Origin of the sequence: Treponema sp. OMZ 790, assembly GCF_024181285.1 — a bacterium.
Classification (GTDB): Bacteria; Spirochaetota; Spirochaetia; order Treponematales; family Treponemataceae; genus Treponema_B.
Window position 1 is genome coordinate 1,899,185 of sequence record NZ_CP051201.1, and the last position, 22,353, is coordinate 1,921,537.

General features: G+C 36.3%; 24 protein-coding genes and 1 pseudogene. 9 read left to right on the plus strand and 16 right to left on the minus strand.

The features are described 5' to 3' along the window. Positions 1 to 27 precede the first annotated feature (27 nt). Genes E4O01_RS09240 through E4O01_RS09260 form a run of 5 tightly spaced genes read left to right on the plus strand, consistent with a single transcriptional unit; the run spans position 28 to position 5,099 of the window. Positions 28 to 2,154 carry an ATP-binding cassette domain-containing protein gene (locus tag E4O01_RS09240; RefSeq protein WP_253691902.1) on the plus strand — a complete coding sequence of 709 codons (2,127 nt, stop codon included), beginning with the start codon at positions 28 to 30 and terminating at the stop codon, positions 2,152 to 2,154. Further along, complete coding sequence (locus tag E4O01_RS09245) at positions 2,139 to 2,696, plus strand: MptD family putative ECF transporter S component (protein ID WP_253691904.1); 558 nt, start codon at positions 2,139 to 2,141, stop codon at positions 2,694 to 2,696. The genes E4O01_RS09240 and E4O01_RS09245 overlap by 16 nt, the downstream gene beginning before the upstream one ends. 19 nt (positions 2,697 to 2,715) lie before the next feature. Then, positions 2,716 to 3,432: an ABC transporter ATP-binding protein gene (locus tag E4O01_RS09250; protein ID WP_253691906.1), complete on the plus strand. Its 717-nt coding sequence runs from the start codon at positions 2,716 to 2,718 to the stop codon at positions 3,430 to 3,432. Beyond that, positions 3,425 to 4,192: an ABC transporter permease gene (locus tag E4O01_RS09255; RefSeq protein ID WP_253691908.1), complete on the plus strand. Its 768-nt coding sequence runs from the start codon at positions 3,425 to 3,427 to the stop codon at positions 4,190 to 4,192. Before E4O01_RS09250 ends, E4O01_RS09255 begins: the two co-directional genes overlap by 8 nt. Continuing rightward, positions 4,176 to 5,099: an ABC transporter permease gene (locus E4O01_RS09260; RefSeq protein ID WP_253691910.1), complete on the plus strand. Its 924-nt coding sequence runs from the start codon at positions 4,176 to 4,178 to the stop codon at positions 5,097 to 5,099. The genes E4O01_RS09255 and E4O01_RS09260 overlap by 17 nt, the downstream gene beginning before the upstream one ends. A 123-nt stretch (positions 5,100 to 5,222) precedes the next feature. On the opposite strand, the gene E4O01_RS09265 is transcribed toward E4O01_RS09260, so the two are convergent. From E4O01_RS09265 to E4O01_RS09300, 8 genes are all read right to left on the minus strand, one after another. After that, the gene (locus E4O01_RS09265) at positions 5,223 to 5,783 is read right to left on the minus strand and encodes a flavodoxin (protein WP_253691912.1); all 561 of its coding nucleotides are present in this window, start codon (positions 5,781 to 5,783) and stop codon (positions 5,223 to 5,225) included. After that, entirely contained in the window at positions 5,773 to 6,294 is a 522-nt protein-coding gene (locus E4O01_RS09270; protein WP_253691914.1) for a DUF2185 domain-containing protein, read from the minus strand. The genes E4O01_RS09265 and E4O01_RS09270 overlap by 11 nt, the downstream gene beginning before the upstream one ends. Positions 6,295 to 6,584: 290 nt before the next feature. Then, positions 6,585 to 7,268 carry a hypothetical protein gene (locus E4O01_RS09275; RefSeq protein ID WP_253691916.1) on the minus strand — a complete coding sequence of 228 codons (684 nt, stop codon included), beginning with the start codon at positions 7,266 to 7,268 and terminating at the stop codon, positions 6,585 to 6,587. 160 nt (positions 7,269 to 7,428) lie between these two features. Then, on the minus strand, positions 7,429 to 7,752 hold the full coding sequence (locus E4O01_RS09280) for a DUF1697 domain-containing protein (protein WP_371819648.1): 324 nt from the start codon (positions 7,750 to 7,752) through the stop codon (positions 7,429 to 7,431). A gap of 7 nt (positions 7,753 to 7,759) precedes the next feature. After that, positions 7,760 to 7,978, minus strand: a complete 219-nt coding sequence (locus E4O01_RS09285) for a DUF1697 domain-containing protein (protein WP_253691918.1) — start codon at positions 7,976 to 7,978, stop codon at positions 7,760 to 7,762. 51 nt (positions 7,979 to 8,029) lie between these two features. Then, on the minus strand, positions 8,030 to 8,632 hold the full coding sequence (locus tag E4O01_RS09290) for an alpha/beta hydrolase (protein WP_253691926.1): 603 nt from the start codon (positions 8,630 to 8,632) through the stop codon (positions 8,030 to 8,032). A 59-nt stretch (positions 8,633 to 8,691) separates the two neighbouring features. Beyond that, positions 8,692 to 9,144 carry a GNAT family N-acetyltransferase gene (locus E4O01_RS09295; RefSeq protein ID WP_253691928.1) on the minus strand — a complete coding sequence of 151 codons (453 nt, stop codon included), beginning with the start codon at positions 9,142 to 9,144 and terminating at the stop codon, positions 8,692 to 8,694. A 334-nt stretch (positions 9,145 to 9,478) separates the two neighbouring features. Then, positions 9,479 to 10,159, minus strand: coding sequence for a C39 family peptidase (locus E4O01_RS09300; protein ID WP_253691929.1), 681 nt, complete (start codon positions 10,157 to 10,159; stop codon positions 9,479 to 9,481). Positions 10,160 to 10,353: 194 nt separating this feature from the next. On the opposite strand from E4O01_RS09300, the gene E4O01_RS09305 reads away from it, so the two are divergent. Further along, positions 10,354 to 11,520 (plus strand): aminotransferase class V-fold PLP-dependent enzyme, encoded by a 1,167-nt coding sequence (locus E4O01_RS09305; protein WP_253691930.1) that lies wholly within the window; start codon positions 10,354 to 10,356, stop codon positions 11,518 to 11,520. Here the strand turns inward: E4O01_RS09305 and selD are convergent. After that, positions 11,517 to 12,581: a selenide, water dikinase SelD gene (gene selD / locus E4O01_RS09310; protein ID WP_253691931.1), complete on the minus strand. Its 1,065-nt coding sequence runs from the start codon at positions 12,579 to 12,581 to the stop codon at positions 11,517 to 11,519. The genes E4O01_RS09305 and selD overlap by 4 nt on opposite strands. Positions 12,582 to 12,703: 122 nt before the next feature. Here selD and E4O01_RS09315 point away from each other — a divergent pair, with 122 nt between their 5' ends. Next, complete coding sequence (locus E4O01_RS09315) at positions 12,704 to 13,336, plus strand: FMN-binding protein (RefSeq protein WP_253691932.1); 633 nt, start codon at positions 12,704 to 12,706, stop codon at positions 13,334 to 13,336. A 95-nt stretch (positions 13,337 to 13,431) separates the two neighbouring features. Here E4O01_RS09315 and E4O01_RS09320 read toward each other — a convergent pair whose 3' ends face one another. The 7 genes and pseudogenes from E4O01_RS09320 to E4O01_RS09350 form a co-directional block, all read right to left on the minus strand. After that, on the minus strand, positions 13,432 to 13,692 hold the full coding sequence (locus E4O01_RS09320; protein ID WP_253691933.1) for a putative Se/S carrier protein: 261 nt from the start codon (positions 13,690 to 13,692) through the stop codon (positions 13,432 to 13,434). Continuing rightward, positions 13,692 to 13,901: a sulfurtransferase TusA family protein gene (locus E4O01_RS09325; protein WP_253691934.1), complete on the minus strand. Its 210-nt coding sequence runs from the start codon at positions 13,899 to 13,901 to the stop codon at positions 13,692 to 13,694. Before E4O01_RS09325 ends, E4O01_RS09320 begins: the two co-directional genes overlap by 1 nt. Before the next feature lie 23 nt (positions 13,902 to 13,924). Beyond that, positions 13,925 to 14,974, minus strand: a complete 1,050-nt coding sequence (yedE, locus tag E4O01_RS09330; protein ID WP_253691935.1) for a YedE family putative selenium transporter — start codon at positions 14,972 to 14,974, stop codon at positions 13,925 to 13,927. A 124-nt stretch (positions 14,975 to 15,098) separates the two neighbouring features. After that, on the minus strand, positions 15,099 to 16,412 hold the full coding sequence (locus E4O01_RS09335; RefSeq protein WP_253691936.1) for a hexokinase family protein: 1,314 nt from the start codon (positions 16,410 to 16,412) through the stop codon (positions 15,099 to 15,101). Continuing rightward, a complete protein-coding gene (gene metK, locus E4O01_RS09340; RefSeq protein ID WP_253691937.1) occupies positions 16,409 to 17,578 on the minus strand; it encodes a methionine adenosyltransferase in 1,170 nt (389 codons plus the stop codon). The genes E4O01_RS09335 and metK overlap by 4 nt, the downstream gene beginning before the upstream one ends. A gap of 88 nt (positions 17,579 to 17,666) precedes the next feature. After that, positions 17,667 to 18,718 (minus strand): annotated as a pseudogene (locus E4O01_RS09345) (DMT family transporter). Positions 18,719 to 19,116: 398 nt separating this feature from the next. Beyond that, a complete protein-coding gene (locus E4O01_RS09350) occupies positions 19,117 to 19,503 on the minus strand; it encodes a VOC family protein (RefSeq protein WP_253691939.1) in 387 nt (128 codons plus the stop codon). Between the two features lie 243 nt (positions 19,504 to 19,746). On the opposite strand from E4O01_RS09350, the gene htpG reads away from it, so the two are divergent. After that, entirely contained in the window at positions 19,747 to 21,669 is a 1,923-nt protein-coding gene (gene htpG / locus E4O01_RS09355; RefSeq protein WP_253691940.1) for a molecular chaperone HtpG, read from the plus strand. Between the two features lie 247 nt (positions 21,670 to 21,916). Beyond that, on the plus strand, positions 21,917 to 22,306 hold the full coding sequence (locus E4O01_RS09360) for an Hpt domain-containing protein (protein WP_253691941.1): 390 nt from the start codon (positions 21,917 to 21,919) through the stop codon (positions 22,304 to 22,306). Positions 22,307 to 22,353: the final 47 nt, after the last annotated feature.

The following is a 22,353-nucleotide window of genomic DNA, read 5'->3' on the forward strand; positions in this document are numbered from 1 at the left end:
TTCATTGAATAATAGGATGCAAAAAAAATGATACTGTTTGAGAATTTTTATTTTACCTATGATGGAGAAGAAAAATCATCTTTGACGAATATAAATTTGAAGATAAATGAAGGTGAATGTGTTATTATTACCGGCTTGAGCGGCTGCGGAAAAACAACATTGTTAAGAATAATCAATGGACTTTGTCCAAGCATATTTCAAGGAAGTGCTTTAGGAACTTTTAAAACACGCTTTTATGATTACAACAACAGTTTTGCAGCTTTTAACTCTGCCTATACAGCCAGCATACTGCAAAATCCTAAAAGCAGTTTTTTATTTTCAAATGCGGAGGAAGAATGTACCTATTCCGCAAAATGTATTGGAAAAAGCAAAGAACGAATAGAAGTTAAATTGAAAGAATGCAAAGAAAAATATACCCAATTATTATTGCATAAAAATATTTTGAATATTTCAAGCGGAGAAGCTCAAACGTTAAGTATTTTAAGCAGCTTAATAAAAACACCAAAGATAATTGTTATGGATGAGCCCACGGCGAATTTAGATATAAACGAAATAACTAACTTGAAAAGACATATTAATGAGCTTAAAAAAAATAATGTAACAATAGTTATTGCAGAACATAGGGTTGGGTATCTAAAAGATATCTGCGATGCGGTATATGTAATGCAAGACGGACGGTTAATCGATGATGAAAAATATGAAATAAGAAGTCAAAACATCAATTTTTCAAGACCGGCAAAAGCAAATCCGGACATAAAAAAAGATAACCTGAATATTTCAAACCTGAATTATCGTATTAAAAATAATACAATTTTAAAAAATGTACATGTATCTATCAACTCATCTATGGTAACGGCAATTGTAGGTAAAAACGGCTCCGGTAAAACGACATTGGGTAAATTAATTGCAGGTTTAATACAATCTAAAAAATCCGTTTTTACCTTGAATGATAAGATTCTTTCAACCAAAGACAGAATAAATATGTCTTATTTTTGTATGCAGGAAAGCTATCATCAAATGGTTACCGGATCGGTCAAAGAAGAAATACTGCTTCAAAATAATCAGCTCACGGATTTTGAAATAAAATCGCTTCTTGAATTGGTTGATATGAGTGATTTTGAAAACAAACACCCGTCTAAACTGTCGGGCGGGCAGGTTTTAAGATTAGCGGTTCTTTTAGCATACATCAGCAATAATAAGATTATCGTTTTAGATGAGCCGACAAGCGGTTTGGATTTTAAACGAATGAAACTTATATGCAATTTAATTAAAAAAATGAGAGAAGAAGGAAGATTTATCTTTCTCATTTCTCACGACTTGGAACTATTATCGGAAGTTGCCGATGAGTACATTCTTTTAGAACAAGGAAAAATTATTGAGCATAAAAAACTTGATACTCAAAATGATTTCAAGCAGATGATTTCTCAAATTTTAAATAAAGAAAAGATAGAAGAAAATGTTTTTATTACCAAAGAAAATAATACAGCTTCAAAAATTAATCCTGTTGTTAATCTCATTGTATTTTTTACGATTGCCAATGCGGTATTTTTTTATCCGGTAGAACAAAGTTCCGTTTATTTAATGTTGCTAACGGGAATTATCATTTTTCTTAACAAAAACTATATGCTGTTAGTAAAAATGCTTATGTTTTATTTTCTATTGGCTAAAGCAAAAATGCTTTGCCCATTATATTATCAAATATTTATCGAAATTTTTCTTATGAGAGGAACGATATGCGCGTATGCGCTAAAAAATATAACGGCAAATACAAAACTTATAACTATTATCGAATCTTTAGAAAAAATAAAACTGACTGATTACATATTGATACCGGTTATATCTTTGCTTCGATTATTTCCGATGATGAGATACGACTCATCGATTGCCTATATGAGTTTAAAAACCAGAAAGTTGATTAAAAACAGAAGTCCTGTTGCTGTTTGGAATTTTATTATCGTGCCGATTGTTTTCAGTCTGATAAGAAGTGCTGAAAACTTATCTTGCGGAATTGAAACAAAGGGTATGATTATTAACAAAAAAAGAACAATATTGACACAGGTCAAGTTCAAACTAATGGATTATATATTATTGATTACATATATAGCGATTTACACATTTTTATTTATAGGAGAAATAAAATGGATAACAAATTAACAATTAAAGATTTAGTATTAACAGCGGCTTTTTCGGTATTAGGGATCAGTTTTATGTATTTAATTCCGCTTCCCTTTTTATTTACGCCTTACACAATCTTGATTTCACCGATTGCACAAAGTTTATTTATGGCTTTGCCCTTTATTTTGACCGGTGCTAAAATTCAAAAGAAATGGGCTATATTAATTTACTGTGTAATATGGGGATTAGGCGGAATTATGCCGTATTACATCGCAATGATGACCATTGCCGGATTGATCGGCGAATATATATTGTCTAAGGTTAAGGACAGATTTAAAGGATTAAGCCTTTCTTTTACGGCAGCTATCCTTGCACATTATGTAGGAGGAACAATAATTCCGTACTTCATTACAAGGCAACAACAATTTGAAATGGTAAAACAAATGTATGGTGAAGATTACGCTGTTAAAATGCAAAATTTAAAAACAATACCATTTATGATCGGCATCGCAGCAACTATTATCATTGTTTCTTTTATCGGCAGTAATATTGCAAAACGGTTTTTCAAAAACCATTTTTAAATTTTAAAAGGAGATAGTTATGATTGAATTAAAACAGGTAACAAAGCGGTATAAAAAATTCCTTGCGCTTACGGATTTTTCATATCGGTTTTTAAATGGAAGTGCTTACGGCATATTAGGAGTTAACGGGGCAGGTAAAAGCACCTTGATTAACTGTATTACAAAAAATATTTCATTTCAGGGAGATTTGAAATTTGTAGATTTGAGTATTTGGGATATCGGATATGTTCCGCAGGAACTTGCAATTTATCCCGAGCTTTCCGTGTTGGATAATTTGCTCTTTTTTGCTTCAACTTACAAAATGGATAAAAAATATGCTAAAGAGAGAAGTCTGGAATTAATCGAAAAAGCCGGTTTGAAAGAAAAAATTTCTACCATGGCAAAGGACTTATCCGGAGGTATGAAAAGAAAATTAAATCTGATAACAGCCTTGGTTCACAATCCTAAGCTGCTGATTTGCGATGAGGTTTGTGTCGGAATTGATCCGATTTCAAGAAGTGAAATTTTAGAATATCTTAAAGATTTAAAAAATGAAGGTTTAAATATCATTTATACTTCACATTATTTGGACGAAGTTGAATTTTTATGTAATAAAATAATATTTTTGGATAAAGGAAAATTAATTCTTGAAGGAGATACAAAGGAGCTTATTGATAAAATGTCGGAAGTAAGCCGCGAAAAATCCAATCTTTCCGACTTGTTTATGCAAGTTTTAAGGGGCGGTGAATATGCTTAAAAAAGAGATGAAGGGAATAGTTAAAAATCCCATCTATTACATTGTCATGATACTTCCATTTATCATCACATTTATTATGAGTGAAGGGACGAAAAATTATCTATTGCAACGCCCTGAATTTGCTCATAAGATAAATGCGACGAAAGAAATCGTTCTATACAGTGGACAGATTTTAGATGCAAAAATACAATTTGCGGTGAGTGAACTCAATTTTATGCTTTTGATGGCATCGATTTTGATTGGACTGAGTGTATTTGAGGAAAGAAGACTTCATATTTGGGATAGGATTGTAGATAAGCGAAAATTTGTTTTGGTTAAATTTTTTGCTCACTATATATTTTCAGTAGTGATGATTGTTTTCAATCTAATTTTATTTGCTATAATTTTTGATATGCAAACACCTTTACAGTCAACTTTAATTCTTTTAAGTATGCCGACAGTCAGTATGCTTTTTGGAATTTTGATAGGCTTAATAGTTCAAAATAGGGCAATGCTTTCAAATACGATTTTAATGATAGTTATGTTTATGGGATTTTTCGGAGGAGCTTTAAGTTTAACTTCCGTATTGTCAAATACAAAATTTATGAATGTTTTGATGTATATATCTCCGTTGACATTGGCTAATAAGTTAATTTACAAAAATTTGATCAATGTAAATCCGGGAAGGGAGCTGGTTATTTGGATTGCTTTCATTCTCGGATTTGCAGGATTATGTATTGCTTTTATAGAAAGGAGAATAAAAAATGGTACAGTCATTTAATTTTACTTTCAAAGTTTTACGAAATACAAAAGGCTTCATTGTTTCAATGATCATTATGCCTATATTTATGATATTGCTTGTAAGTATCACTTTGGCATATTCAAATGTCCCGACAGTTGCATATATCGGAGAAAAAGCGCCGAATGTAACAAATATAAAAATGATGAAGATAGACGAAAGAGAAAAAAATTATTTTTTAGGAATATCACAAGGAACTTTGGTTATACGGACAAACAGTAATGGAGAAGTTGAAAAATATTACAGCAGCATAAAAAACAATCCGTTAATACCTTTAATCGAAAATGCGGATAAAAATGCTGAAGTCTTTACGGAAAGACCGAGCATAAACTATTCAATCGGAACGATGCTGTTTAAATTACTGACAGCGGCAGGTTTGTTAGCGACCGTTTTAATCCAAGAAAAAGGAAACGGAATACTATTAAGGGTGAAAAACTCCAAGACAAAATTAAGCACCTATATTTTGGGAAAAAGTGTTGCAATTATGTTTGTATATGAGATTGCAACGATTGCAATTTTGACGTTTTACAAATTTGCAAACTATGATTTCGGAAAATCCAATGTAATTGATTTGGGAATTATATTCACCGTTGCACTTTTTATTTCAACGGGAATATATATTTTTGTTGCAGGATTGATTAAAAATGAAGGACTGATATGGGGAATATCATCAGGAATTATTTTTCCGCTTGGAATTTGTTCAGGTATTTTATTTCCGATTGAATATATGCCGGAGTGGATGAAGAGGATAGCTCATATTTCGCCCTTGTATTATATGCAGCATTCAATAACAAGCGGAAAACTTGAAACAGTACCTATCGTTATTATGCTGTCAATTTCTCTTATACTGGGTTTAATTGGAATAAGGTTGATTGAAAAGGGGAGATGATAGGATTTTTCTATTTTTATCTCTTACGCCTTAATTCGGACATAAAAAAAGGAAGTATCGGCTGTTTGCTTTTACTTCCTTTTAGTGGTTTTATTTATTTGTTTTACTTCGACAAACTGGGATTTATAAATTACTATCTAACCATATTTTTAGTTCATCAAAACTGTAATCTCCTTTTAAGGCTATTCCATCTTTAATAATTGAATTTTTACATTCCTTTTTGTAATCTTCAATCATTCTCCCAAAACCACCTCCGCCATGCGTGCAAAACGGAATGATTGTCTTTCCACTTAAATCAACCGTTCTTAAAAACGATAGCACGGGTGGGGCAAAAGTTTTAAGCCAATTAGGAGAGCCAATAAAAACCACCTCTGCATTTTCAATAGTTTCCGTTCCTTGAACAAGAGGTGGACAGTATCCTTTTTCGATTTCTTCTCTCGCTTCTTTTACAGCTGTATTATATGAGAATGAATAAGGCTTTTGTGGCTTCAGCTCTCTCAAATCTCCATCAGTAATCAACGCAATATCTTCTGCCAATCTTCTTGTTATTCCTGAATATGAATAATATACAACTAAAGGACTCATTATAATTACCTCCTTAACTTCTAATTTGATTATTTCTTTTTCTTCGGTTTTGGCATACTTTTCATCCCCAAAAATTTCTGATTTGATATTATTCTCCAAAAATACTTGCTATAATTTCCTCGACTTCATCCTCAGAAATCTCATATTTCCCACAAATAATTTTGAACTCTTCGTACATCTGTGCAATTTCTTCAGGAGATCTGCTTTTATAGTCTTTTTTGTTCTCAATACTATGTTGATACAAAATTTCATCAATTTCCTGTCTTGCAAGAATATTAAACCGATCTTGTACAAACTTTCCGCTATCATCTCTATAAAATGCTGTTCCAAGTGGAGAATCTAATAATGGAATAATATCTTCGTCATTATTTGCGACTGAATTTAACTCGTATATTCCGGAGTTCTTTGGATTGTTCATATATTCGTCGTCTTCGTCCCCACAAGTAAACCTCCAGCCACTATCACCTTCAAAGTCGGGATATTCTCTGTACATATATCCTACCTTTTCACCCTCTACCATAATTCTATCTGTCGCTAAACAGCCCTCCGGCTCATCCCAGTGAAAAAGTTCTTTCATATCTTCTACTTTTACACTCCATTTTTTATCCATTTGTTCCCCCATACTCCATTATTCATCTTTTCGCATCAAACACTCAGTAGTTTCATCTAATTTAATCTATTTTTTATTATACCGTATTTCCCATATTTTGTCATTTTATCAAGTCGAATATTCATTCCTGTAATCATATTTTTATTTGATCCGCTAAAAAATGGTGGCAAGCGTTTTAAGGCTCTTTTTCTTCTTGGCTTATCTTGTATTTAAATCATATTTAGTAAACAAAATAGAGTGCTTGCACCGTCTTTTAAGCATATCTTAAAGATGATCTCCTATCATATATTTTAAAATTTTAATTCTATGTTATGCTTAATAATAAATTCAGCATAATCTTTTTCACCATTGTTAATCACTTCTTTATTTTCTTTAAGTAGAGCAATCGCTTTTTCCATATTCGGCTTAACAAATGGCAGTTGATGTTTGTCTATATAATTTTGAAATGCCATAGTCAACTGCTCATGAGTTCCATACTTTAACAAAAAATTAGTTGGAACATGAAAACCGGCATCGTACACAGGTTCATCCGCAAAAATACAAAATCCTTTCTCCGCAACTTTTTGTATCATTTCCATTGGCTCATACTCCATTCGCCGTATAAAAGGTAAAAAACGTTCTGATAAGATCTTTTTGATTTCATTCATTGATTGCTCGTATGATTCTATTCCACAAAATTCCCGCCAACGCAGAGAATCTTGTTTTTTGTTGGAAACAGCCAGTCCTTTGCTCCAAAAACATTCTTTTCCGCTCTTATCATTAATGGAACATATCAATAATGCTTCAGCAGATACTCCTCTTTTATTATGACGGTTCATTTGTGCAGAAATGCAAACCATAAAATCAAATACTTTTCGAATTTCCAATTTACTTTTTATAAAGTGAAAACCGTCAGACTTCATAAATTCAGCAATCTCCATCATTGCACAAACAATAATCTCTTTTGGAGGCGCATCATTTTCAAAATTGTACACAGCTCTAAGCTCCTTAAAATTCTAAATCTTGCTAATGTTTGTCTATTTCTCGTCTACCTCATTATATCACTTTTAAGCCATTTTTTCTATTTGCTTGTACTTCCTCTTGGTGATTTTATTTAATTGTTTTACTTCGGCAAACCCGGGGTTTAAAAAGCTATTACATACTAACTATTTTTCTAACCGTATTCGCTGTTCTTATCGTTAGGTTTGAGCTAATATTTGCACTTGCTGTTTTAGACCACCAGTTTGTTTTTTGGTAATTTTTACGGCTGAAAGACCAAAATACCGTTTCTTTGTATTCCTCTATCTTTTCTAATCCCTCTTTAGGCTCCCCGATTTCGTTATATACATCTTTGAATGTAGCGGGCGGTATGATAAAGATTAAATTGTCATAAATCTCCTTACTTTCATCTCCCCACCAGTCGGGTGCATGATATAAAATGTCCTCAAGTTCTTCTTTTGATATGACAAAAACTGAAATATCTAAACTAAACTAAACTAAACTGATTTTTAATCATTTCCTCAATCCGGCTTGTAGTTTTGACTATATCGGCTTCATCACCTGAAAAAATCACATTACCACTGTTCAAATAGGTTTTTACCTCTATATAATTAAGTTTTTCAAAACCTTGCTTTAATTCTGCCATTGGCACTTTGTTTTTTCCGCTTATATTGATACCTCGCAATAAGGCGATATATCTTTTCATATTTTTAACCTCCTCTACAAATTCAAATTTAGCTATACCTACAAACAAGGATTAAATATTCGCTTTGAACCAGTTGTCTAAAAAAGTCATTTGTTCCTCTGTATGAAACCAATGCTCGCCATTCTCCATAACCGTTAAGTCCGCATTTATTTTACCCGCAAAATTTGTCATGGTCTCTACTGATGTCATATTGTCGTTATCCGCAAAAAGAATATTTGTCGGTATATCCCAATGTATCGTATTCTTTCTAACATAGCTCAAGTATTGCCAAGATAAGGATTCGCCAAAAGAAGTTTCAATGTCTTTCTTTAAAATGAGTTCATCTTCCGTTATATTTTCACATTTCATTATATTCAAAATTATTCTTTCCATATCAATAATAGGCGAAATCAACATCGCTTTTTCGATAGGCATATCTGATAAAGATATTAGTGAAAAATATGCTCCTATGCTATTTGCAATTAAATAAATTTTATTATATTTAGAAATGATGGAGTTGAAATAATGTATAAACTCAATTTTAGCATCCCACGGATTTAATGATTTATAATCAAATCCGATTATTTCAAAGCTATCGTCAAAAAATTGTTTATAGTGATTAGCTTCTTCCGCATTACCCCCCTTACCATGAACATATATAACAGCATTTTTCATTCAAATTCCCTCCACAATTCCAATTTACTTGCTCCCATAAACCGGGAGTTATATCTCCGTTATAGCTCCTTTACCATCTGCATTTCTCTAAAATGCTTATCACAAAATGTGTACTCTATTTCTTTGATTTCCCTGAAACCGATGGAGGTATACATTTTATATGCAACAATGTTTTCCAAAGATACGCTTATATACAGTTTATCAGCATTGTGTTTTTTCTTGAAATAATCAAAAAACGCTGCTACAGCCTGTTTGCCGTAACCTTTACCTTGAAATTGCTTCCCTATCATAAAACGGCTCATAGACCATCCGGGAAAAGTTTCATCATAGTCATACAAAATAAAACCCACCATTATATCTTCACGGTAGATTCCTAAAGTGTAAAGCCCATCTTCATAAGCCGCTTCAACTAATGACTGTTTGTTATCCGCAACAAAGCCCTCTTGACTATCATCAATGGTCAATGCCATACAGTCCCAATAGTTTGATTTATCAATTTCTCTAAAAATCATTATTATTTTCTCCAACAACTTTTAATTTATCCAAATTGATATTTTTTCATTATATCACTTTTCCTATATTTGGTCAGTTAGTCAAGCTGTGATACACTGTAGTAAAATCCGGTATATATGACTACAATTTCCGTAAAACCGGTCATAATGATAAAGATATGTTTGAACGAAACAGAAAACCTGTAGCTGCTCATTATCGGCAATAGTCAGGGGTAATTTCTTCCCTCATTTTTTCAACTATTTTTCCCTATCACCTTAAGACTTGCCTATTCTGATTATCTCCACAAATAGAGTCGACACTGTTCCTTATTGTGTTAGTTGGGCAAATCGGGAGTTATTGTATCCTTGTCGGAATAAAAACTGTGTTCTTTTCAAAAATACCAAATGCAAATCCGAAGTTATAAAACAAAGGCATGTTTTCAAATGAATTAAAACTTGTCCTATTTACAAATTCATTTAAGGAAATTGTTTCAATATATCCGTATGGATTTGCAATTATAACGCTGTCATTTCTTATGTCCATTCCAACTACCAGCGAATAATGCAATGTCCATTTGTCGTCATGTTTTGCTGCCCATTCAAATGGGACAGGAACACCATCTGCTAAAGAGTCATATACTTTGTCAATCAACTCGCTATTGGTAAGGTATTTGTACATTGTTGTCTGAAATTCGGGGAACTGATGGTTGAACTCATCACAAAAAGCTTTCCCTGTGGAAGTTACGACTTTTCCATATTTTTTATAAAGATCTTCTTCCGTAACTTTTCCGCCGTTCCATGCAGAAAACATTTCAATTACAGCATATCCGCAAGAAACATCCTGATTTATAACCTCTATACCATCAACAAAAACCGGTGTCCGATACTTTTCATTATTTATAACAACAGAATAGTCATCTTTGATTCTATTTGTTTTTACTGCCAACACTGTAAAAGCGATTCCGACAATAAAAACCGGAATGATAATAAATAACAAGATAGCAATCAACGCTATTTTTCTATTATTTTTCCGCATCCCTTTAGCCTCCGCAAATTCTAATTTGTCAATTTCTCGTCCATCTGATTATATCATTTTTCCTGTATTTTGTCATTCAATGAAAAGGCTGCATAATTAGAGATCATAATCCCCTTTGCAATCTTTGCGTCCCTTGCGGTTTATCTTATTACTTTCGATTGACTTAAAAAACTATTTGAGTTAGAATAAGTCCTATGAAAAAGCGTATCTTTTTGGACAATGCAGCAGGGGCCTTTCCTAAGGCGCCCGGCCTCGATCACGCCCTCGCAAGGGCTGTTAATATGGGAACGGGAAACATTAACCGCAGCACCTACACCGAAACGGAAGAAGCAGGCCTTGCAGTTATCGAAACAAGGGAACTCTTGTGTAAGCTCTTTAACTTTCAGCCGGCTACCCATGTTATTTTTACCTCGGGAGTTACCGCAAGTTTAAACTATATTATTAAGGGTTTTTTAAAAGCCGGAGACAGGGTCTTAACAAGTTCTTTTGAGCATAATGCCGTAATGCGCCCCTTGGTTCAAATGGAAAAATCGGGCGTTAAGATTGACCGTGTTCCTGCGGTTTTAAAAAACGGAGGAGCCTTTGTAGACACATCCCTAATCGAATCCATGATAAGGCCCGACACCCGTCTCGCCGTGTTTTCTCACGCTTCGAATGTAACCGGCTTTATTCAGCCGATAGAAGAAATTGCCTCAATCCTAAAAAAGCACAATATTCCGCTGGTAATAGACGGAGCCCAAAGTGCAGGCCACATCCCCGTTGACCTTGCAAAATTAAAACCTGCGGCCTTTTGCTTTACGGGACATAAGGGCTTACTCGGCCCGCAAGGAACAGGAGGCATCCTCTTCGATAAGGATTTTGCAAAAGAGGTCGAGCCCCTTATCACGGGCGGAACGGGAAGCGCATCCGACTCGGAAGTTACCCCTTCCTTTATGCCCGATAAATTCGAAGCCGGAACTCAAAACATAATCGGAATCGCAGGTCTTTACCACAGCCTGAAATGGCTGGATTCTTTCGGGATTCAAAACATTCACACAAAAGAACAAAAACTGCTTAAACTTTTTTTGGACGGAATAAAGGGTCTCCCGATAAAAATAGCCGGAGGAGATTCTCCTGAAAACAGGGTCGGAATAGTTTCGATAGATTTTTCAGAACTAATGGATAATGCAGAAGCCGGCTCCATTCTCGAAGAAAAATACGGCATCCTTACCCGCTGCGGCCTTCACTGTTCGCCTTCGGCACATAAGTCCATCGGTACCTTTCCGCAAGGCACGGTAAGGTTTTCGACAGGCCCCTTTACCATAGAAGAAGAGATTGAAACGGCAATAAGGGCAGTAAAGGAGCTTTGCTCAAGGACTTAGCTGACCCTAAGAATTTTTTCTTCACGCTTGGTAACAAGACCGATAATCGCAGGCTTTCCGCAAGGCGTGTTTTCCAAGGCTTGAGACAGTTCTTCATAAAGAGCAGCCGCATCTTCCTTGTCTACAGAAATCAATAGCCCGCCCGACGTTTGAGGATCGAACATCAGGTCTTGGTATGCAAGAGGAACATTTTCAAAGGCAACATTTTCTCCGACAAAATCCCTATTGGTATAAACGCCGGCAGGCAAAAATCCCGTTTGAGCGCTTTCAATCACAGAATCATAAATAGGAATGGATTTGTAATCCACCTCAATGCTCATACCGCTCCCCTTCCCCATCTCGTAAAGATGACCGAGAAGGCCGAAGCCTGTAATATCGGTACAGGCGTTTATCCTATATTTTACCATGATATCGCGGGCCTTAGCATTTAAAAAAGCCATAATCTTATAACAGCGGTCAAGCTCTTCAGGCGGCGACATATCGGCCTTTGAAGCCGTAAGCAATACTCCTGTTCCTATGGGCTTGGTTAAAATTAAAACGTCGCCTTCCTTTGCCGTCGAGTTTTCTAAAATTTTTTTAGGATGAACGAAGCCGTTAACGGCCAAACCGTATTTAGGCGAATCGTCATAGATGGTATGCCCGCCGCAGACAATGGCCCCGGCCTCATAAACCTTATTGAAGCCGCCGCGTAAAATTTCTTTTATCATGTCTTCAGGCATATCCTTGGTTATACAAAAAAGATTTAGTGCCAGCTTGGGCTCTCCGCCCATCGCGTAAATATCGCTTAAAGAATTTGCGGCGGCAATTTGTCCGAACATGTAGGGATCACCCGAAACAGGCGGAAAAAAATCTATGGTAGAAATAAGAGCCGTTTCATCGTTTATTTTATAAACTGCGGCATCATCGGAAGTATTAAAGCCTACGAGTAAATTATCGTCATTCCTTACGGAAAAATGTTTTAAAAGTTTATCGAGTGCACCCGCACTCAGCTTTGCACCTCAGCCGGGATTCTTTGCAGATTTTAATAAATCGAAATTTTCATTAATAAGTGAACAGCTCATATCAGCCTCCCTGAAGTAGTATTACATAATTTTAAATTATGGTCAAGATAAAAATGGGGTATTGAACATTTAATTTTATAATTGTATACTACAACCGACAAAATCTCATTCAGGAGGAAGTTATGAAGATGAGTAAAAAGGTAAGAGCTATCGTATTATTTGCAGCAGCTCTTTTGGTATTTGCTTTTGCCTCAGAGCCTAACCCGGTACTTTACGGTACGGCAAAGGTAAAAGGCTCGCCCTCAGCCGGCCCGAATTTCGAATACGGATATTCCGTATGTCTAGACGTAGAAATTGATGCCCAAGGCAAAATCATCAAAGTAAGCGATGATGAAAAAAATACCGATGCATCAATAGAAGCGGATATTAGCGGAAGCGCAGGAACAAACAAAGTCTATTGGAAAAAGTTTTTAGCAGACAAAGGTTTTGATAAATATAAGAACAAAACCTTAAAGGATGTAAAAAAAATAAATGTAGGTATTCCCGGAAAAGCAGGCCCCGATGTTGTCGGCGGAGCCTCAGCTTCTTCTCTGGCTGTAAAAATGGCGGTTCTTCAAGCATTAACGTTGGATGCTTCAATAAAAGAACTTGAAACATATAAAAATCCGGAGAACTACAAAAAGGCCGAACAAAAAAAATTGGAAAAAATAGTTACGGAAGGAAAAACTCTTCTTGAAAGTTTAGAAACTTATGAAGAAATAGAAAAGGCCCTTGAAGAATTAAAACAAAAATTGGATGCATTAAAAACAAAGTAACGCTCAACAAAAAACGGCGGTAGTATCTATCAACACTGCCGCCTTAATCGCACTATCGGAAGCTTCTAAAAACATCAGTTTTTAGAGATGCCCGGTCACACTTCAACGTACTTGCCGTCTTCACCTAAAAAATAAAAAGCGTCGTAATCAAATTGACTAAAATCATCTTTATTGAAGGCTAGACCTTCTTTAAAAATTAATTTTAATGCAGTACCGCAGCTTGAACTTACAGAACGCGGCACCGGAACAAGTTTTGCAGTCAATCCTCCTGTCGCAGCATTATCCGTTTTATTCACGGATCTCATGCAGACAAGAGAATCGTAATGCGTATGAAAAGTAATTAAATACTCTTTCATTATTTTGATACGGCAATTTTCCAGCCGTCATTAGTCGGTTCAATCTTTGTTTGAGCCTTTGAATTATCGCAAAAGCGTTTTATATTTTCTTTTGCAGTTTCGTTATCTACCAACACCACAAAGGCAGAATTTGATCCAAGAGCTTTTTTGGTTAAAACCACAGGTTCGGGGCAGGCAAGCCCTCGAGCATCTACAATAATATCAGACATAATATTTCCTTATAATAAAAACCTTATTTATTTTTCAAAGAATAATAGATACTTACAAAGGCTGTAAGAATCAAGCCTACAACAACAGCTATCATTCCGGCACTTGTTACTCCCTTGGGAGAAGATGCAAGTCCGAAGTTATGAGCAAAGGCAGCACCGGCTATAAGTCCTACAACGGTAACTGCGGAATCGCTGTTTCCTTCACCCGTCAAGATGAGCTGTCTTAAGGGGCAGCCGCCTAAGAGAACGCTTGCCCAGCCGACCAAAATCATTCCGAGGGCATTCCACAAGCCGTCCGTATGAGCTACTGGCTGACCTGCAAATGCAGGATTGAATTTTCCTAAGATAAGCGAGCCGATAAATACCGTAACGAGAACTGCAAGGCTTCCCCACAAAAGATGAAAGTCTTTAAGCATTATTGCATCTCTAATTCCGCCTACCGTACACATTCTGCTTTTTTGAGCAAGACCGCCTACAACAAGGCCTATCGCCAATGCCAAGAAAATCGGAGCTTTCATTGAACCGGGACCCTTTTCACTAAAGACAAGAACTGAAGGGAATGCAACCAAAAGCACAAAGAAGACTATCATAAAGATTATAGGAATTACACCTTCCTGCTTTGACTGATTATAAGCCCTGTTAAGCGAGAAGTTCTTGTTCAAGAAGAAGATGCCGATTAAAATTCCTGCTATAAAGCCGACTAAACCGAAAATCGCATTTAAATCTCCTGCACCCAAACGCAAAAACATTCTCAAAGGGCAACCCAAGAAAACCAAAGCTCCTATCATTACAAAAAATCCGAGTGTAAATCGTGTAAAGGCGGCCGAGCCTCCTCTGGGTTTAAATTCTTTTTTTGCGAAGGCCATAAAAAACGCACCGATTACAAGACCGATCACCTCAGGTCTCATGTACTGAACCACAGCAGCATTATGCAGTTTTAAGGCTCCGGCAATGTCCCGCAAAAAACATGCAATACAAAAACCCATGTTCCCCGGATTTCCAAACCTAACCAATACAAGAGCCGCAATACCGATTACGGCGCCTGTTACAATAACCATGAGATGTTTTTTCATAAACACTCCTTTTAAATTTAATTAAGTTGAAAAATAGAATTTTCAAATAAAAAAACTATCCGGAGACACTTTAGCAAAAAGAAAACAAAATGTCAATATATTAAAAAAAATGAAGATTTATTATTTAATTTAAAAAAGCTGCAAGAGCCGTACCTAAGGTAACAGCCTCATCATTCGTTTTAAGAACAAAGTAGATGCCTTTTTTTTCACTTAAAAAGGTCTTTAAACTCTTAAAAATTCTTTCTTTAATCAAAAATCCTTTTAAAAACATAGAACCGTCGGCACTTATGCAGATAGGTTTATCAGGCGATTTACCTTTGCCTGTTTTTATACAAGCTGCAGCAATCACTGCCGCAGAAAGCCTTCCGGCTCTCTCAAAAAAACTTTTGCATATCGAATAAATTTTTACATAATCTTCCGAAACGGAATGAGCTTCGATTATACCCGAAAAAATATTTTTATCGTGATTTTGTTCTTTTAAAAATAATGAGATTTCTTCACTTGAAAAATTACGCGAATTTAAAAGCATCTTGTTTGCCCGCGGCGAAAAAATTCCCTCGGCGGCTCCAGCCCGCAACGCTATGGAGCAAAGCTCTCCCAGATAGCGCCCCGAACACATTCGTTCCAAAAAATACTCATTCTTTAAATTTGAATTTTCAGATAAAATTTTATCGAACTTGCTTTGCGGAATCTTATTGCTCTTTCCCGATTCGCATACGATTATCTGAGGCTTATCATAGAATTCGGTACTTTTGAGTTTTTCTATTTTTCCGTATTCGATATATGCAGAGTTTAAACCTGTACCTAAAACAAAACCTATGTGGGAATCAAAATTTTGCTCATTGGTTTCAGAGAATATTCCCGATTGAAGAACTGCAGCCGTATCGTTCACCATGATAACTTTTTTTACTCTTTTCCAAGCCTTCCTCGAAAGGGACTGCAAAAGCACTTCGTTTATTTTGCAGTCCCTTATGTGCGGCAGCTTTATCTCTTTTGAAAGCTTAATTGCCTGCCCTCCCCCATCAGGGAAAATTTTTACGGCATAGGAAAAGCAAAAGGAAATTACTTCAGCTTCATCTTTTAAAGGCTCTAAGTATTCTGCAATGCTGTCAAAAAATTCTTCATTGGACATTTCCCTGTCAAGGGCAGGCATAGGATGCTTGAAAAAAGAAAGAATCTCAGGAATTCCTTTCTTATCAAAGTACACAAGACCTGCTCTAAAATTGGTTCCTCCTGCATCGATGATTATCACCTTGCTGTCCTTGGGAATACTGTCGGGAAGATTTTTCCATAAGGGAATCATGTCCATGGAAGAAACGGATTCGGCTTCATTTTCCAATCCTTTTTCCATATCTTCCAAAAGGATTAAAGAAACAGACTCAACATCTATTTTATAATCAAAGCCGTTCCGTTTAAAAAAATCATCTATCTCTTTCATTTAATTGCTTTCTTTAAGGCTTCTGTCTTATCGGTTTTTTCCCATGAAAATTCGGGACGTCCGAAGTGACCGTAAGCAGCCGTTTCTTTATAAATAGGGCGCTTTAAATCCAAGGTTTTGATAATACCTGCAGGAGACATATCAAAAACCTCTTTTATTGCCTTCTCTATTTTTTCTTCAGGAACTTCACCCGTACCGAAGGTATCAACTCTGACGGCAACAGGGAAAGGAACGCCTATTGCATATGCCAACTGAACTTCACAGCGTCGAGCAAGATCGGCGGCTACTACATTTTTTGCAATGTATCGGGCCATGTAGGCAGCAGAGCGGTCAACCTTTGACGGGTCTTTACCCGAAAAAGCGCCTCCGCCGTGTCTTCCCATTCCGCCGTAGGTATCTACAATTATTTTTCTTCCGGTAAGCCCCGTATCTCCGAAAGGACCTCCTATAACAAAGCGGCCTGTAGGATTTATAAAGAACTTGGTATCATCAGCCAAAAGTCCGGTCGGCTCCAAAACAGGTTTAATTACCTGATTGATTAGGCTGTTCTTTAATTCGTCGTATTGAACATCGGGATAGTGCTGATGAGAAAGAACTACCGTATCTATCTTGATAGGCTTAAAGCCTTCATACTTCACGGTAATCTGAGTTTTTGAATCGGGCCTCAGCCAAGGAATAACCTTTTCTTTTCTGAGCTTTGCAGCATATCGCAACACGGAATGAGAAAACATAATGGGAGCCGGCATAAGTTCAGGTGTTTCTTTACATGCAAAACCGAACATCATTCCCTGATCTCCGGCGCCCTGCTGCCCCTTATATTCATCGAGACCCTCACCGTCTACACCTTGAGAAATGTCCGGAGATTGAGCATGAATCATATTCATAACGGCCATGGAATGGCAGTCTAAACCGAAATCGGTATTTGTATAACCTATTTCTTCAGCAATAGTACGCGCAATACTTTGTATATCTACATAGGTATTGGTGGTTATCTCTCCGCCTACGAGCACCAAGGCTGTAGAAGCAAAAGTTTCACAGGCCACATGACTTTCAGGGTCATCTTTTAAGCATGCATCTAAAACGGCATCCGAAATTTGATCACAGAGTTTATCGGGATGCCCTTCACTTACCGACTCTGATGTAAAATAACTTATATCGTTTTTCATATTAACCTCATCATTTAATAATATTTTGAGGTTAACAGTATATCACAAAATTCGGTAAGTTTTCAAGCTATAGGAAAATATCAAAAGTTCATTTTATTCTATTCTTTAAAAATGAAAGCTTTGTTTCCGAAATTATTATCGCTATAAAAATTAAGATAAAACCGAAGACCGAATAGACGTCAAGGCTTTCACCCTTAAATATAACCGAAAAGATAATTCCAAAAATTGATTCAAGACCCAAAATAATGGCAGCACTTGAAGCATCCGTGTGCTTTTGTCCTATATTCTGCAAAAGCAGAGCCAATCCGGTACAAATTGCAGCAAGGTAAAGCACCGAACCGATGGATGAATAAGACCAAACTATTGCACTGTTATCTTCGAAGATAAGAGTTACAAGCCATGAAAGTATTGCAGCAGCTCCGAACTGGATAATTGTCATAAGAATAGGATCCTTTCTCTTGCTTAATCGTGTAATACTTATAATGTGGCTTGCAAAAAGAAGACCGCTTAAAAGAGCATAGAAGTCGCCGAGGGTTATTCCTACTCCTGAGGAAAGAACCAAATCTTTAAATGATACAAAACCTATTCCCAAAATACACAAAACAGCTGCCGAAGCGTTATACCTATCCGGCCGAACCTTATTTACAATCCAGCCTAAAAAGGGCACTATAACACAATAAGAAGCCGATAGAAATGCACTTCGCCCCGGAAGTCCGCCTGCGGTTGTAACACCGAAAGTTTGGCTTGAATAAGCAATAAACAGAAAAAAGCCTACAATTCCGCCGTTTATAAGATAATCTTTGTCTATGAGTTTTAATTTTTTATAAAACACAAGACAGAGTAAAAGACATGCAATGGAAAATCTCAAACCCAATAAAAAATTAGGTTTAAAAAAATCGGTAGTTTCACTTACAACAACAAGAGAGCTGCCCCATACTATTGCAACAATTAAAAGGGCTAAACGCGATAAAACATTAATCTTGGTATTAGTCAAAATAAAATCCTTTGCATCGTCAGTAAAACGGCAAATGCAAATGCCTCAAAAAGTTCCGGAACGAGCTTTCCTTTTTGAAAATATAGATATTCGAGGCCGTCATTATACCTAAAAACAAAAAAAAAGACAAGCCGAAGCTCAATCAATTCCGAATTAAATGTATCATAGTTTTATCATTTAAATTTACTCTTGATATATTTAAACTTAAAATTAAAACGTTTTATCCTATATAAAAATTTTTTAGGATGTTTTTTTAACTCCTTCAGAAATAACTCGGCTCTCTTTTCTATAAAAATCTGCTCGGGACTTTTATTTTCACATAAACTTTCATCACCAATAGTTTTAAATTCCGGCTTAAATTCAAATTTACTATTCATATGTCTCCTACAATTCTTGTATTATGTACACAATAGAAGCTTGAAGATTTTGCATCATTACTTGGCAGGAAGGCTTTGAGGTACAAACTTAAATACACTTAGTTTTAATATTTAAAATTATCGGCATAAAAAAATATTTGTTTAGTTTTTTGCGGAAAAAAAGTATTCTATTCAAAAATAGATCTTAGTTTAGGTGAATCAAATTCTTGAATTTCAAAACGGTAATCTTCCGGCCCCTTAAAGAAAAAAGATGACATTGGAATATCTTTCACTTTAGAAATTGGAGTTAAATCCTTTAAACTCAGTTTTGAAAATTGAGAATGAATTTCTTCAATATTGTCTACCGTAATGCTTATAAGTATGCCGGTATTTTGAACCGCTTTATCTTTTCTTTCTACAACACCGATAAAGGCTTTTCCGCTTATCTTCCAAACAGCAGCCCATCCTTCATCCATTACCTTTGTAAGCCCTAAAACTTCATCAAAAAAGAGTCCTGCTTCATGCATATTTTTTACATCCAAAAAAACTATCTGCGAAAGCGGTTTTAAATTCATAAATTTCCTCCTAAAACTAGGTATACCCCAAAGAATCTAATTCGTCAAGCAATACCCCCTAATCAGGGCAATCGCATCATGAGGGTAAATAAAATAGCAAAAAAATAGGCTGTGAATACTCCTCTTGCCTTTTTACCGATAATTTATTATTCTTGAAGATAAAGATTATATCATATTAATACTAAATTTTTTAATACCCCTTTGCGCTCTTTGCGTGCTCTGCGGTTTATTTTGGAGGTTGTTATGGCACAGTACAAGTTTGAAACTGAAGTGAACCAGCTTTTGTCGCTCATCATTCATTCGCTTTATTCAAACAAGGAAATCTTTTTGAGGGAGCTTGTTTCCAACTCTTCGGATGCATTGGACAAGTTAAAGTATTTAACCCTTTCCGATGAGGCTTATAAGCAGATTAAATTCGATCCCAGAATCGATATCTGTTTTGACGATACGGCTAATACGCTCACCGTGCGGGATACCGGCTTGGGTATGAACGAGGAAGATCTAAAAAATAATTTGGGAACGATAGCAAGATCCGGAACAAAGGCTTTTTTAGATCAGCTTGCCGCAGCCGATAAAAAAGATTCCAACCTTATCGGTCAGTTCGGTGTAGGTTTTTATTCGGCCTTTATGGCTGCCTCTACCATCGACGTTATTTCCAAAAAGGCCGGAGAAAGCGATGTTTGGAAATGGACCTCTGACGGAAAGGGTGCCTACGACTTGGAAAAGGCCGACGATACTGCCTTCCCCATAATAGACGATGTGCCCGAGGGAGCAAACGGAACCTGCGTTATACTTCACCTAAACAATGAGGACTCGGAGTATGCTACCCGCTGGCGTATCGAAGAAATAATTAAAACCTATTCCGATCACATTGCCTTCCCCATCTATCTTCACTTTACGGAAAAACAATATGACGATAAGGGAAAGGTAAAGTCCGAAGCCTTTAAAACGGAGCAGATAAACGATGCAGGCGCCCTTTGGCAAAAGCCTAAGTCGGAATTAAAAGAAGAGGATTATTTTAACTTTTATAAATCCCTTTCGCACGACTCCCAAGAGCCCCTCCTCTATGTTCACACAAAGGCGGAAGGAACTCAAGAATACACAACCCTTTTTTATATTCCGTCAAAGGCTCCATTCGACATGTTCCATGCAGACTATAAGCCGGGAGTTAAGCTCTTTGTAAAGAGAGTCTTTATTACCGATGACGAAAAAGAACTTCTGCCAACATACCTCCGCTTTATACGCGGCGTTATCGACAGCGAGGACTTGCCCTTAAACGTAAGCCGCGAAATTTTACAGCAAAATAGAATTCTTTCAAGCATTAAAAATGCTTCGGTAAAAAAACTTTTAGGAGAGTTTAAAAAGCTCGCCGAAAACGACAAAGAAAAATACAATAAATTCATAGCCGAATTTAACCGTCCTTTGAAGGAAGGCTTGTACGGCGACTATGAGCACAGGGAAGAACTCGCCGATCTCGTACGCTTTAAGACAACCTCGCCTGAAGTAAAAGAAGATGAGTGGACAAGTTTTGCCGATTATGTTTCGAGAATGAAGGCCGATCAAAAGGCTATCTACTATATTACCGGCGAAGACGAAAAGACCTTGCGCCAATCTCCTCATCTTGAAGTTTACAAACAAAAAGGCTTTGAAGTTTTAATCATGCCCGATGAGGTTGACGATATAATTATTCCTTCATTGGGAAAATACAAGGAATGGGAATTAAAGGCTGCAAACAGAGCCGGTTCCGATAAGGAGCTTAATACCGAAGAAGAAACCAAGGAAGCCGAGAAGAAAGAAAAGGACTTTAAGCCCGTTCTCGAAAAGATTCAAGAAGTGCTTGGCGACAAGGTAAAAGAGGTGCGCTTTTCAAAACGCCTTTCCGATTCTCCTTCATGTATAGTTGTGGATGAAAGCGATCCCAGCCTCCAGATGGAAAGAATGATGAGGGCTATGGGACAGTTTAACACAAACGCCGTTAAGCCGATATTGGAAGTAAATGCGGATCATCCTTTGGTTCAAAAATTAAAAGATTCCGAGGACAAAGAATTTGTAGAAGATATGTCCAACCTGCTTTTGGAACAAGCCCTCTTAGTCGAAAGCGGAGAGCTAAAAGCCCCGGTCGACTTTGTAAAGAGGCTTAACAGGCTGATGACAAACTTAAAATAGATTTTGAAATAACTTAAGGCCTCGCAAACCAGGTTTTTGCAAGGCCTTAGCTTTAATTTATAAAAGTTTTTATGGGAGGAACGATAAACATTCCAGCTTGAAATACAAGCTTCCATGTTTATCTTCGAGTTTTGTGCTGTGCACAAAACATCGTTTTATTGTAAGTAGTTTTGTTTTTGCAAAACTACTTGAAAAAACTTTTTTCGCAAATTGATATTTGCTGCAAAAAGTTTTTATAGGGGAAAATATGTATTTAGACAGAGCGGCGGCGATGGAGCTTGTAGACGGAGACATGGAAATATACATGAGCTTACTTGAAACCTTCATCGAAGCCTATGAAAAAGATGCAGCCGAAATAGAGCGTTTAAAACCTCTTTTTGACTCAAATGCTGAGGCCGTTTTAAGCGATGGTGATTTGCGTGAAAATGTACGGAAAACGGCTCACAAGATAAAGGGAGGCTCTTACACAATCGGTGCAAATATCCTAGGAGATTCCGCAAAAAATATAGAAAAATTTTTAGTTGAACCTTCAAACATTAAAACTCCAGCAAATATCGAATTGCTCAACGGCTTTCTTGCAAAGTTTAAAGAAAATTATTTTAATACCTTAAAAGAAATAAAAACGGTTATTGCTTAAAGATTTTAACTTTACTCAAATTATTTTTTAAAATTTTACGATTTATT